The organism is Pantoea sp. UBA7232 (genome assembly GCF_002473195.1).
Taxonomy (GTDB): Bacteria; Pseudomonadota; Gammaproteobacteria; order Enterobacterales; family Enterobacteriaceae; genus Pantoea; species Pantoea eucrina.
Map to the genome: position 1 here is coordinate 208,375 of NZ_DKTK01000005.1, position 12,987 is coordinate 221,361.

Genomic DNA, 12,987 nt, shown 5'->3' on the forward strand with positions numbered 1-12,987 from the left:
CCGCAAGGAAGTGGTGAGTCCCCCCTCCCGGCCGGGAGAGGGGCAGGGGATCAGCGACGTACGGCGATCGCTTCAATCTCAATTTTGACATCTTTAGGCAGGCGGGCGACCTCGACACAGGAGCGCGCCGGGAAGCTGGCCTGATGCTCAGTAAAAAACGCCTCGTAAGTGGCGTTAACCGTGGCAAAGTCGTTGAGGTCTTTGACAAAGACCGTGGTTTTGACAATGTCGCCAACCTGCAGACCGGCTGCTTCAACAATCGCTTTGACATTCTCCAGCGACTGGCGCGCCTGGGCTGCCACATCATCGGCGACCGCGCCGGTTGCCGGATCGACCGGGATCTGTCCGGAGGTGATAATCATGCTGCCGAGATCCACGCCCTGCACATAGGGACCGATAGCGGCGGGAGCCTGTTCCGTACTGATTTCGCGAGACATCGTTTCTCCTCAGAAGTGCGCGGCCAGCGGGGCGCTCGCCGCGTAAGCAAGGGTTCCCATTATAGGGAGCGGTCAGATGATTACCAGTGACCCAGCACCACATGGCGGGCAAACGACTTCTCGCAATATTTACACTGCAGGTGGATATCATCTTCACGCTGCTTTACCGCAAAGCTGGAGAAAACCGGCTCGCTGCGGCTGATACAGTTGCTGTTCGGGCAGGTCAGCACCTGCTCAATGCGCGCCGGCAGTGTTGGGGTAATTTTGGCCACCACCTCATACTCTTCGATACGGTTTACCGTAGCGTGCGGCGCATAAAACGCCAGCTGATTGATCTGATCTTCAGTAAGAAAAGTGTTCTCGATTTTGATCAGATCTTTACGTCCCATCTCGCCGGAAGGAAGGTTAAGGCCGATGGTAATGCGCTGATCGGTTTCCGTCAGGCGGAACAGCGACAGCAACGTAAATCCCGTCTGGGCCGGAATATGATCGATTACCGTGCCGCGTTTAATCGCTTCTACCTGCAGTTTATTATCCTGGGTCATGATCGTCGGCTCCTTAGTCTGTCAGTTCGCTATTCAGTACCAGCGCCAGAAGCGCCTGGCGGGCAAAAATGCCGTTCCCCGCCTGCTGGAAATACCAGGCGTGGGGCGTGCTGTCGACGTCGGTGGCGATCTCATCCACGCGCGGCAGCGGATGCAGCACCTTCATATTGCCGCGCGCGCCGTGCAGATCGGCGGCGCGCAGAATGAACTGTGCCTTAACATTGGCGTACTCTGACGGATCGAGACGCTCTTTCTGCACCCGCGTCATATAAAGAATGTCGAGTTCAGGCAGCACCTCTTCAATGCTGTCATGCCGCGTCCAGACGATGTTCTGTTCATCCAGCATATCGGTGATATAGGCAGGCATGGCGAGTGCTGACGGGGCGATAAAGTAGAAACGGTTGCCGGTGAATTTCGCCAGCGCCTGCGTAAGCGAGTGCACGGTACGGCCATATTTCAGATCGCCGACCATCGCGACGCTGAGGTTATCAAGCCGCCCCTGCGTTTCACGGATGGTAAAGAGATCGAGCAGGGTTTGCGTCGGATGCTGATTCGCACCATCGCCGGCGTTGAGGATCGGTACGCCGCCGGAAAATTCCGTGGCCAGACGCGCCGCACCCTCCTGCGGATGGCGCATTACGATAGCGTCAACGTAGGTGCCGATGACGGAAATGGTGTCGGCCAGCGTTTCGCCTTTTTTGCCCAGCGAGGTGTTACCGCCGTCGGCGAACCCGACCACCGATGCCCCCAGGCGATGCATCGCCGTCTCAAACGAGAGGCGGGTCCGGGTGGAGGCTTCGAAAAAACAGCTGGCAATCACATTATGCTTCAGCAGCTCAGGCTGCGGCTGCGCCTTAAGCCGGGCAGCGGTATGCAGCACCAGCTCCAGTTCATCGCGATTGAGATCGTTGATGGAAATGATGTGTTTGCGATATAGCGGGTTAGCCATAGCTTTCTCCTCAGTGCTGCCGGATAGCGGACAAAAAAAAGCCCCTTTACAGGGGCTTTATAACGATCGGTGAATAGCGGAAAGAAACAGCGGTGCCGCCTGCGTTCAGGCGGACGGGAGCGGCAAAATGTGGCTGGCGCTGTGGCATATTTCCTCCGGCAAATTGTGGCGCATTATACGCATTCGCGGGCGGGCAGCAAGCGCTAAGTAAACGTTTGCCTGGCGTTAATCAGCGCTGGGCCAGCGTGGCTACCATCACCGCTTTGATGGTATGCATGCGGTTTTCCGCCTGATCGAATACCACGCTGTGCGCCGACTCAAATACCTCGTCGCTGACTTCCATTCCGGCTTCCAGCCCGTACTGCGCCGCCAGCTGCTGGCCCAGCGTGGTTTTGTCATCGTGAAAAGCGGGCAGGCAGTGCAGAAACTTCACCTGCGGATTACCGGTCAGCGCCAGCATCGCGCTGTTAACCTGATAGGGGCGCAGCAGAGCGATACGCTCTTCCCACACCGATTTCGCCTCGCCCATAGAGACCCAGACGTCAGTATAGATAAAGTCTGCCCCCTGCACGCCTTCGGCGATATTCTCCGTCAGCGTAATTTTGCCGCCGGTTTGCGCCGCCGCTGCGCGGCAGGTCTCCACCAGTTTGCTCTCCGGCCAGCACGCTTCAGGCGCTACCAGACGCAAATCCAGCCCCGTCAGGGCGGCGGCTTCCAGCATGCTGTTGCCCATGTTATTGCGCGCGTCGCCCACATACACCAGCGTCATGTCGCTCAGCGCTTTACCTGGCAGCTGCTCCTGCATCGTGAGCAGATCGGCCAGCAGCTGCGTAGGGTGAAACTCATCGGTCAGACCGTTCCACACTGGTACACCGGCGTGTTCAGCCAGGGTTTCCACCAGCGCCTGACCATAGCCGCGATACTGAATACCGTCATAGAAGCGTCCCAGCACCCGGGCGGTGTCTTTCATCGACTCTTTATGCCCAATCTGACTGCCGCCCGGCCCGAGATAGGTCACGTTTGCACCCTGATCGTAAGCGGCAACTTCGAAAGAGCATCGGGTACGGGTCGAGTCTTTTTCGAAGATGAGCGCAATATTTTTGCCGGTAAGGTAGCGCGTTTCACTGCCGCTTTTTTTGGCCTGCTTTAATTCAGCGGCCAGCGACAGCAGGCTGGCGATCTCTGCCGGAGTAAAATCCAGCAACCGCAGGAAATGTTTCGAATATAACTGGCTCATGCTTTGCTCCGTAAGCTGCTTAATAATGAATTAAAATTCAATTTAATGGTATGAATATTCATTTTCAACCCCGGCGCAAATAAACTTTCTGTTTTGTGTAGTGGCGCGCGAGGCAGTATGGGAAAATAATTGCATTCACTGCCACCATTTTGAGGACTCACACATGGCATACGAAGCATTGCTGGAAGAACAGCGCGAAGAGACGCGTCTGATCATCGAAGAGCTGCTGGATGACGGAAGCGATCCGGACGCGCTCTACACCATTGAACATCATCTCTCCTGCAACAACTTCGACTCGCTGGAAAAAGCGGCAGTTGATGCGTTTAAGCTGGGCTATGAAGTCACCGAGCCGGAAGAGCTGGAGCTGGAAGATGGCACCACGGTAATGTGTGTGGATATCCTCAGCGAATCTGCCCTGAAACCTGAACTGATCGATGCGCAGGTTGAGCAGCTGGTGAACCTGGTGGGCAAATACAACGTCGATTATGACGGCTGGGGTACCTACTTCGAAGATCCCAACGCGGAAGATGACGAAGACGAAGATGAAGAGATGGACGACGACGGCGAGGATAACGGCGTCCGTCACTGATTGTACCGGGCGGCGCCTGTCGCCCGTTTCACTTACCTGCCTGTAAAGACCACCGATGAATTACGCCCCGCTATTAGCACCCATCCACCAGTTCCTGCACTGTCGCACGCCTGAGGCGTGGATCGCAGAGGCGCGCAAACCGGAAAATCTTACGCTGCTGCTGACCGATCACATGGTATGTGAGCTGAAAGCGGCACAGACCGCCGTATGGCTGATCCGTAAATATGTGGCAGATAAACCGAGCGGTGAGGCGATTCTGGCGTGGCTCGAACCTTATGAGGCGTTTGTCTTTGGCGAAGCGCACAGCAGCGACTTCATCAATGCGCATAAAAATCTGACCAAAAGCGTTATCGTGCGCAACGAACTGCCGTGGGCGGATGAGATGGTGGAGAAGATGGTGCTGCTGATCAAAGAGGAGCTGCACCACTTTTATCAGGTATGGGAGATCATGCAGGCGCGCGGTCTGATTTACCGCAAAATCACCGCCAGCCGCTATGCAAAAGGGCTGCTGCGGGAGGTCACCACCCATGAGCCCGATACGCTGGTGGATAAGCTGATTTGCGGCGCCTATATTGAAGCGCGCTCCTGCGAACGGTTTGCCAGCCTGGCACCGCATCTGGATGCGCAGCTGGAGAAGTTCTATATCTCGCTGCTGCGTTCAGAAGCGCGTCACTATCAGGACTACCTTGCGCTGGCAGCGCAGATCTCACCGCGCGATATTACACCGCGCGTGCAGGCGATCGGCGCAGCGGAAGCGCGCCTGATCGGCGAGCCGGATACGGAGCTGCGCTTTCACAGCGGCGTGCCCGCGTTCTGAGTGCGGGCTTCTACGCCAGCGTTTTAAGCATCCGCACTTCGCAATCGACGTGACCGGTACAGCCCATGGCGCGGTCAATGTGCGTAAATCCCAGCGCTTCATAAAGCGCAATCGCCCGCGTCAGGCTGGCGGTGGTCTCCAGATAGCAGCGGCGGAACCCCTGCGCCTGGGCAAACGCCAGCGCGCGCAGCGCCAGTTCACGCGCCAGGCCGAGCCCGCGCACCTGCGGCAGAAAATACATCTTCTGGAGTTCGCAGATATCGGGTGCGCTGCACGCCAGCGGCGCAATGCCGCCGCCGCCCACGACGCTGCCTTCCAGCTCCACAATCCAGTAGGCGCTCCCTGGCGTGCTGTAGAGTTCAAACAGGCTATCAAGCTGGGGATCGGCGACGGTATAGCCTTTATCCGCGGTCAGGCCAAACTCGGCTGACACCGTGCGGATCACCTGTGCAATCGGCTGGTTGTCCGCGGCGCAGATCGGGCGGACCTGCAGATTCAGTGAGGTGAGGGTGCTCATGGCAGAATTCCGGTAATAAAAAAGCCAGGCAGAGCCCGGCTTCAGTTAACGAACAGGTCTTAAGCGCTTACAATGCCGCAATCACGCCCTGCTGTTCAATCAGTTTTGCTTTTGACTGCTCCATCTCCGCCACGCGCTCGCGCTCTTTCGCGACCACCGCTTCCGGGGCGCGCGACACAAAGCCTTCGTTCGCCAGCTTGGTCTGGATCTTCTCAATCTCAACATCCAGCTTCAGCAGCTCTTTTGCCAGACGCTCCAGCTCCGCCTCTTTGTTGACCAGATCGGCCATCGGGATCAGCAGCTCTGCGCCCTCGACGATCTTGGTCACAGAGACCGGGCCTTTGTCGCCCGCCGGCAGAATCGTCAGGCTCGCGAGACGCGCCAGACGGGAGAGGAAGTTGCGGTTCTCTTCTACGCGACGCTGTGCGTCAGCGGAACAGTCGCGCAGCAGCACATCCAGCGGCTTGCTCGGCGCGATGTTCATCTCAGCACGGATATTACGTACCGCGACAATCGCCTGTTTCATCCACTCAATGTCTGCCTGCGCTGCGGCATCCTCATTCGCCGCGTCATACTGCGGGAACGGCTGCAGCATAATGGTGTCATGATCGGTGTTTTTCAGCACTTTTACGCGCTGCCAGATAGTTTCCGTAATAAACGGAATAATCGGGTGTGCCAGACGCAGCAGGGCTTCCAGCACCGTTACCAGCGTGTTGCGCGTGCCGCGCAGCTCCGCTTCGCTGCCGCTGTTCATCACCGGCTTGGTCAGCTCCAGATACCAGTCGCAGAACTGATTCCAGGTGAAGTCATAGAGAATATTGGCCGCGATATCGAAGCGATAGCTGTCCAGCGCCTCACGGTACGCTTTCACCGTGCGGTTAAACTCGCTCAGGATCCAGCGATCCGCCAGCGACAGCTTCAGTTCGCCACCCTGCTGACCGCAATCCTGATCCTCGGTATTCATCAGCACAAAGCGGCTGGCGTTCCACAGCTTATTACAGAAGTTGCGATAGCCTTCAAGACGCTTCATATCCCAGTTGATATCGCGTCCGGTTGAGGCCAGCGCGGCCAGCGTAAAGCGCAGGGCGTCAGTGCCTGATGGCACGATGCCGTCCGGGAACTGCTTCTCGGTGCGCTTGCGGATTTTTTCCGCCAGCTGCGGCTGCATCATGTTGCCGGTACGTTTCTCCAGCAGCGCTTCCAGCGAAATCCCATCAACCATATCGAGCGGATCGATGACGTTGCCTTTCGACTTCGACATCTTCTGTCCCTCTTCATCGCGGATCAGACCGGTCATATAGACGGTCTTAAACGGCACCTGCGGCTTGCCGTTTTCATCTTTGATAAAGTGCATGGTCAGCATGATCATGCGCGCGATCCAGAAGAAGATAATGTCGAAGCCGCTCACCAGCACGCTGGTGGGGTGGAAGGTGCGCAGCGCTTCGGTGTTCTCTGGCCAGCCAAGAGTAGAGAAGGTCCACAGGCCGGAGGAGAACCAGGTATCCAGCACGTCATCATCCTGACGCAGCGCCACGTCTGCAGCCAGATTATTTTCCTGACGCACTTCTTCTTCGGTGCGGCCGACATAGACGTTGCCGTCGTTGTCATACCACGCCGGAATGCGATGCCCCCACCAGAGCTGGCGTGAAATACACCAGTCCTGAATATCGCGCATCCAGGAGAAGTACATATTTTCATACTGCTTCGGTACAAACTGGATGTCGCCGTTCTCTACCGCTTCTACCGCAACTTTCGCCAGCGGGGCGGTACGCACGTACCACTGATCGGTCAGCATCGGCTCAATCACCACGCCGCCGCGATCGCCGTACGGCACCGTCAGGTCGTGTGGCTTGATCTCATCCAGCAGGCCCGCTTCATCCACGGCAGCGACAATCGCTTTACGCGCGGCAAAGCGCTCCATACCCTGAAACGCCGCCGGGATTTCATCGGAGCAGGCGGTGCTCGCTTCACCGTTGGTGTCAAACACCTCGGCACGGCTGCGGATATCGCCGTCAAAGGTCAGAATGTTGATCATCGGCAGCTTGTGACGACGACCCACTTCATAGTCGTTGAAATCGTGCGCCGGGGTGATCTTCACGCAGCCGGTGCCTTTTTCCATATCGGCGTGCTCATCACCCACGATCGGAATGCGACGATCTACCAGCGGCAGGATCAGCTCTTTGCCGATCAGATCTTTATAGCGTGGATCTTCCGGATTGACGGCAACGCCGGTATCGCCCAGCAGGGTTTCCGGGCGGGTGGTAGCGACAACCAGATAATCTTTGCCGTCTGCCGTGGTCGCGCCATCCGCCAGCGGATAGCGGATATGCCACATCGAGCCTTTGCTTTCGCGGTTTTCTACTTCCAGATCGGAGATAGCGGTGCGCAGTTTAGGGTCCCAGTTTACCAGGCGTTTGCCACGGTAGATCAGGTTCTCTTTATAAAGGCGCACAAAAACTTCTTTCACCGCATTTGAGAGGCCGTCATCCATGGTGAAGCGCTCGCGCTCCCAGTCCACGGAGTTGCCGAGGCGGCGCATCTGGCGGGTAATAGTGCCGCCTGATTCCGCTTTCCACTCCCAGATTTTATCGATAAAGGCGTCACGACCATAATCCTGGCGCGTTTTCCCCTCTTCGGCGGCGATCTTACGCTCTACAACCATCTGCGTCGCAATACCGGCATGGTCAGTGCCCGCCTGCCACAGGGTATTTTTACCCTGCATGCGCTGGTAGCGGATCATGGTATCCATAATGGTCTGCTGGAAGGCGTGACCCATATGCAAGCTGCCGGTGACGTTCGGCGGCGGGATCATGATGCAAAAGCTTTCCTGGCTGGTGTCGCCATTCGGTTTAAAGTAGCCCTGCTGTTCCCAGTGCTCGTAGAGCGGCTGCTCGATATCTTGCGGGTTATATGTCTTGTCCATTTCTGCTATGTCGTTTGCGGCGGGGGTGGTGGCGCCGTTTTCAGTTGGAAACCAACGCTACGATAGGCTTTATAGCGATCGCGCGCCGGTTGTTTCAGGGATTCTTCATACGGTACGAAGTCTATCACTTCATGGAAAGCGGTGGCAAAATCTGCGAATGCCGGCAGCAGGCTGATCAGCAAATCGCGCGGCGCACTGCTGCGGCGCTGCGGCCAGGCAAGCTCTACCGGCGCACCGTAGCGCGGGCCTTCACCCGCCAGATTATGCGGCACAAAGGCGTTAGCCGGGCGCTGCCAGAGCGCCTCGTCCAGCCGGTTCGCCTGCGCTTCGCTTTCACAGGCGATCAGGATACGTTTGCCTTCACGCCAGCGGGTAGCAGCCAGATCGCACACCAGCGCTTCAATAGCGCTAAGGCCATCACTGGCTTTTTCTGACTCTAAAACATAGAAGGTGGCGTTTTTCATGGCGGGCTAAATTCCATCAGTAACAACAGAGAGCATTGTGCGTCAGCGCGCGGCGTGCGTCCAACATTAAGGCCGATATCAGCAGCAGGAATGTTGTTGATGGCGTCATCACGTCCCGTACGCGCGTCAACCCGGGCGCCATGAATGGCGCCCCTGCGGGGAAAAATGCCGCCACAGGGGGCGCATTTATGCGCCCCTGGTCAAACACCGCGCCGTCCCGAGGTTTATCGCGAGGATATACCACCGTAGGGGGCGCATTTATGCGCCCCTGGTCAAACACCGCGCCATATTGAACGTTATCACGTCTCGCGCGCGCATCACCCCCGGGCGCCATGAATGGCGTCATCACGTTCCGCACGCGCATCAAACCGGGCGCCATGAATGGCGCCCCTACGGGGGAAATGCCGCCACAGGACGCGCAATACCGATTAATCGTCGCCGTTCAGACCCGCACGGTTCAGCAGGAACTGAGAGAGCATCGGTACCGGACGACCGGTAGCGCCTTTGGCTTTACCGGAGCGCCATGCGGTGCCGGCGATATCGAGGTGCGCCCAGTTATATTTGCGTGCAAAACGCGCCAGGAAGCAGGCGGCCGTAATCGCACCGCCCGGACGTCCGCCGATATTCGCCATATCGGCAAAATTCGACTCCAGCTGCTCCTGATACTCATCGGCCATCGGCAGCCGCCACGCGCGGTCGCCTGACTGTTCAGAAGCGCTGATCAGCTCATGCGCCAGCGGATTGTGATTCGAAAGCAGGCCGCTGACGTGATGACCCAGCGCAATTACGCAGGCACCGGTCAGGGTCGCCACGTCAATCACCACTTCAGGCTCAAAACGTTCAACGTAGGTGAGGGCGTCGCACAGCACCAGACGACCTTCAGCATCGGTATTCAGCACTTCCACCGTCTGGCCTGACATCGTGGTCAGAACATCGCCCGGGCGCATTGCGCGGCCATCCGGCATGTTTTCACAGCCCACCAGCACGCCCACGACGTTCAGCGGCAGATTGAGTTCTGCCACCATGCGCATTACGCCATAGACCGAGGCCGCGCCGCACATATCATATTTCATCTCATCCATGCCTTCAGCAGGCTTGATAGAGATGCCGCCGGCGTCAAAGGTCAGCCCTTTACCCACCAGCACAATAGGACGCGCGTCCGGATCGCTGTTGCCTTTGTACTCAATGACCGACATCAGCGACTCATTGTGCGAACCGGCGCCGACCGCAAGATAGGCATTCATGCCCAGCTCTTTCATCTGCTGTTCGCCGATAACACGGGTCGTGACGTTTTTGCTGTAAGCGTCCGCCAGCTGGCGTGCCTGCGAAGCGAGATAGGCCGCATTACAGATATTTGGCGGCATGTTGCTGAGATCTTTTGCCGCTTTCACGCCGGCTGCTACGGCAAGGCCATGCTGAATAGCGCGCTCACCGCTGGTGAGTTCGCGACGCGTCGGGACGTTGAACACCAGCTTGCGCAGCGGACGACGCGGCTCAACTTTATTGCTTTTCAGCTGATCAAAGTTGTAGAGCGCCTCTTTCGAAGTTTCGATAGCCTGGCGCACTTTCCAGTAGGTGTTGCGGCCTTTAACATGCAGTTCGGTCAGGAAGCAGACCGCTTCCATGGAGCCGGTGTCATTCAGCGTGTTAATGGTCTTCTGGATCACCTGCTTATACTGACGCTCGTCCAGCTCGCGCTCTTTGCCGCAGCCAATCAGCAGAATACGTTCAGAGAGAATATTCGGCACATGGTGCAGCAGCAGCGTCTGGCCGACTTTGCCCTCCAGTTCGCCGCGGCGCAGCAGCGCACTGATATAGCCGTCGCTGATTTTATCCAGCTGTTCGGCAATGGGCGATAAACGGCGCGGCTCAAAAACGCCTACAACAATGCAGGCGCTCCGCTGTTTTTCCGGGCTGCCGCTTTTTACACTGAACTCCATGCACTCTCCTGAATCTTAAAGACAACGGCCGTAGCTGTCGTTAGAATGTAGCGCGTTCGTCACCCATTATTTGGCGCGACGCCATGACAATTTAACGCCGCTGGTCATAATGAGTGGGGTGACAATATGATGTTTTTTCACCACCCTGACGCATTAACAGACCATTTTAGCGACCAATACGGCCATTGATGAAGAAAAATGGCTGATAAGCGTTGAAACTAGCGATTTTCCTGCAAAAAGACAAGTTTTCACAGGCGTACTAAGCGTGATCATTATTAGATATCTGGTTCGGGAAACGCTCAAAAGCCAGCTGGCTATCCTGTTTATCCTGCTGCTAATCTTCTTTTGTCAGAAGTTAGTCAGGATCTTAGGGGCGGCGGTGGATGGCGAAATCCCCACAAATCTGGTTCTGACCTTGTTAGGACTCGGTGTGCCTGAAATGGCGCAACTTATTTTACCCTTAAGTCTGTTTCTGGCGATTTTAATGACGCTGGGCCGGCTATACACCGAAAGTGAAATTACGGTGATGCACGCCTGCGGCCTGGGTAAAGGGTTACTGGTTAAAGCGGCGATGATCCTGATGCTGATGACCTCGCTGGTGGCGGCGGTCAACGTGATCTGGCTCGGCCCCTGGTCATCGCGTTACCAGGATGAGGTTACGCAGAATGCCAAAGCGAACCCGGGCGCTGCTGCGCTGGCCGCAGGCCAGTTCCAGACCTCCAGCGACGGCAATACCGTGCTGTTTGTCGAGGATGTGAAAGGCAACACCTTCGGCAACGTGTTCCTCGCGCAGCTGCGGCCTAAAGGCAACGCGCGTCCGTCGGTGGTGCTGGCGGACAGCGGCCATATGGAGCAGCGCAAGGATGGCTCGCAGGTGGTGACGCTGGATAGAGGCACCCGCTTTGAAGGTACCGCGCTGCTGCGTGATTTCCGCATCACTGACTTTGTGAACTATCAGGCGGTAGTCGGCTATAAAGAAGCGACGCTCGATCCTAACGATGCCGATCAGGCCGATCTGCTTACGCTGATCAACACCAAAACGCCGCAGTTCCAGGCTGAGCTGCACTGGCGTCTGACGCTGGTTTTCTCGGTGCTGATTATGGCGCTGATGGTGGTGCCGCTTAGCGTGGTCAATCCACGTCAGGGCCGCGTATTGTCGATGCTGCCTGCGATGCTGCTCTATCTGATCTTCTTCCTGCTGCAGAGTTCGCTGCGTTCCAATGCGGCCAAAGGGCGCTTCGATCCGGCTATCTGGATGTGGACCGTTAACGTCGCGTATCTGGCACTGGCGGTGGCGCTTAACGCCTGGGATACCGTGCCGATGCGTCGTCTGCGGGCGCGTTTCAGCCGCGGAGGGTCGGTGTGATGTTTAAGGTTCTTGACCGCTATATCGGTAAAACCATTTTTAACACCATCATGATGACGCTGTTCATGCTGGTGTCGCTGTCGGGCATTATCAAGTTTGTCGATCAGCTGCGCAAAACCGGGCAGGGCGCGTATTCCGCGCTGGATGCGGGCTACTACACCCTGCTGAGCGTGCCGAAAGATATCGAGATCTTCTTCCCGATGGCGGCGCTGCTTGGCGCGCTGCTTGGCCTCGGCACGCTGGCTCAGCGCAGCGAGCTGGTGGTGATGCAGGCGTCCGGCTTTACCCGTCTGCAGGTGGCGCTGTCCGTCATGAAAACCGCGATCCCGCTGGTGCTGCTGACCATGGCCGTCGGCGAGTTTGTGGCGCCGCAGGGCGAGCAGATGGCGCGTAATTTCCGCGCGCAGCAGCTTTACGGCGGGTCGCTGGTCTCCACGCAGAACGGCCTCTGGGCGAAGGATGGCAACGACTTTATCTATATCGAACGCATTAAGGGCGATAACGAGATTGATGGGGTCAGCATCTACCGCTTTAACGACGCCCGCCGTCTGCAGAGCGTGCGCTATGCGGCCACCGCGACCTGGGATCAGGCGCGTAAGCGGTGGGAGCTGGCGCAGGTGGATGAGTCAGACCTCACCGATCCAAAACAGATCACCGGTTCGCAGAGCCTGAACGGCGAGTGGAAAACCAACCTGACGCCAGACAAGCTGGGCGTGGTGGCGCTGGATCCGGACGCGCTCTCTATCAGCGGACTGTATAACTACAGTAAATATCTGAAGCAGAGCGGGCAGGAGTCGGGCCGTTATCAGCTCAATATGTGGGGTAAAATCTTCCAGCCGCTTTCGGTAGCGGTCATGATGCTGATGGCGCTCTCCTTTATCTTCGGACCGCTGCGCAGCGTATCGATGGGCGTGCGCGTGGTGACGGGTATCAGCTTCGGCTTCCTGTTCTACGTGCTGGATCAGATTTTTGGTCCGCTGAGCCTGGTCTATGGCCTGCCGCCAATATTAGGGGCAATCCTGCCCAGCGGCGCTTTCTTCGCTATCAGTCTCTATCTGTTGCTGAAACGACGTTAAGCGGGAGAGATCCAGGGGCGCATGAATGCGCCAGGGCCTCATTAATGAGGCCCCTGCACAATAACGTAGGGGCGCCATTCATGGCGCCCTGGTTATTTATGGCGCCCTGATTTTTTGGTGTTCGGCC

At 57.3% G+C, this 12,987-nt stretch carries 12 protein-coding genes; 4 read left to right on the forward strand and 8 right to left on the reverse strand.

The window, feature by feature from the left end; all coding sequences use genetic code 11:
• Positions 1-50: 50 nt before the first annotated feature.
• From ridA to argF, 4 genes are all read right to left on the reverse strand, one after another.
• Positions 51-437 (reverse strand): 2-iminobutanoate/2-iminopropanoate deaminase, encoded by a 387-nt coding sequence (ridA, locus tag B4056_RS02975; RefSeq protein WP_039382308.1) that lies wholly within the window; start codon positions 435-437, stop codon positions 51-53.
• Positions 438-517: 80 nt separating this feature from the next.
• Positions 518-982: an aspartate carbamoyltransferase regulatory subunit gene (gene pyrI / locus B4056_RS02980; RefSeq protein WP_094110682.1), complete on the reverse strand. Its 465-nt coding sequence runs from the start codon at positions 980-982 to the stop codon at positions 518-520.
• 13 nt (positions 983-995) lie between these two features.
• The gene (gene pyrB / locus B4056_RS02985; RefSeq protein WP_039382311.1) at positions 996-1,931 is read right to left on the reverse strand and encodes an aspartate carbamoyltransferase; all 936 of its coding nucleotides are present in this window, start codon (positions 1,929-1,931) and stop codon (positions 996-998) included.
• Between the two features lie 229 nt (positions 1,932-2,160).
• The gene (gene argF / locus B4056_RS02990; protein ID WP_094110683.1) at positions 2,161-3,168 is read right to left on the reverse strand and encodes an ornithine carbamoyltransferase; all 1,008 of its coding nucleotides are present in this window, start codon (positions 3,166-3,168) and stop codon (positions 2,161-2,163) included.
• A gap of 163 nt (positions 3,169-3,331) precedes the next feature.
• Here argF and rraB point away from each other — a divergent pair, with 163 nt between their 5' ends.
• Positions 3,332-3,757 carry a ribonuclease E inhibitor RraB gene (rraB, locus tag B4056_RS02995; RefSeq protein WP_039382316.1) on the forward strand — a complete coding sequence of 142 codons (426 nt, stop codon included), beginning with the start codon at positions 3,332-3,334 and terminating at the stop codon, positions 3,755-3,757.
• 55 nt (positions 3,758-3,812) lie between these two features.
• Positions 3,813-4,574, forward strand: a complete 762-nt coding sequence (miaE, locus tag B4056_RS03000) for a tRNA isopentenyl-2-thiomethyl-A-37 hydroxylase MiaE (protein ID WP_039382319.1) — start codon at positions 3,813-3,815, stop codon at positions 4,572-4,574.
• A 10-nt stretch (positions 4,575-4,584) separates the two neighbouring features.
• Here miaE and B4056_RS03005 read toward each other — a convergent pair whose 3' ends face one another.
• The 4 genes from B4056_RS03005 to pepA all read right to left on the reverse strand — a co-directional run bounded on the left by B4056_RS03005 (position 4,585) and on the right by pepA (position 10,418).
• Positions 4,585-5,091, reverse strand: a complete 507-nt coding sequence (locus B4056_RS03005; RefSeq protein WP_039382322.1) for a GNAT family N-acetyltransferase — start codon at positions 5,089-5,091, stop codon at positions 4,585-4,587.
• A 67-nt stretch (positions 5,092-5,158) separates the two neighbouring features.
• The gene (locus B4056_RS03010; RefSeq protein WP_288653778.1) at positions 5,159-8,014 is read right to left on the reverse strand and encodes a valine--tRNA ligase; all 2,856 of its coding nucleotides are present in this window, start codon (positions 8,012-8,014) and stop codon (positions 5,159-5,161) included.
• A 5-nt stretch (positions 8,015-8,019) separates the two neighbouring features.
• Complete coding sequence (locus B4056_RS03015) at positions 8,020-8,478, reverse strand: DNA polymerase III subunit chi (RefSeq protein ID WP_288653781.1); 459 nt, start codon at positions 8,476-8,478, stop codon at positions 8,020-8,022.
• A gap of 428 nt (positions 8,479-8,906) precedes the next feature.
• Positions 8,907-10,418, reverse strand: coding sequence for a leucyl aminopeptidase (gene pepA / locus B4056_RS03020; RefSeq protein ID WP_039382329.1), 1,512 nt, complete (start codon positions 10,416-10,418; stop codon positions 8,907-8,909).
• 265 nt (positions 10,419-10,683) lie between these two features.
• On the opposite strand from pepA, the gene lptF reads away from it, so the two are divergent.
• Positions 10,684-11,784: an LPS export ABC transporter permease LptF gene (gene lptF, locus B4056_RS03025; protein ID WP_039382331.1), complete on the forward strand. Its 1,101-nt coding sequence runs from the start codon at positions 10,684-10,686 to the stop codon at positions 11,782-11,784.
• On the forward strand, positions 11,784-12,860 hold the full coding sequence (lptG, locus tag B4056_RS03030; RefSeq protein WP_039382335.1) for an LPS export ABC transporter permease LptG: 1,077 nt from the start codon (positions 11,784-11,786) through the stop codon (positions 12,858-12,860). The genes lptF and lptG overlap by 1 nt, the downstream gene beginning before the upstream one ends.
• Positions 12,861-12,987 lie beyond the last annotated feature (127 nt).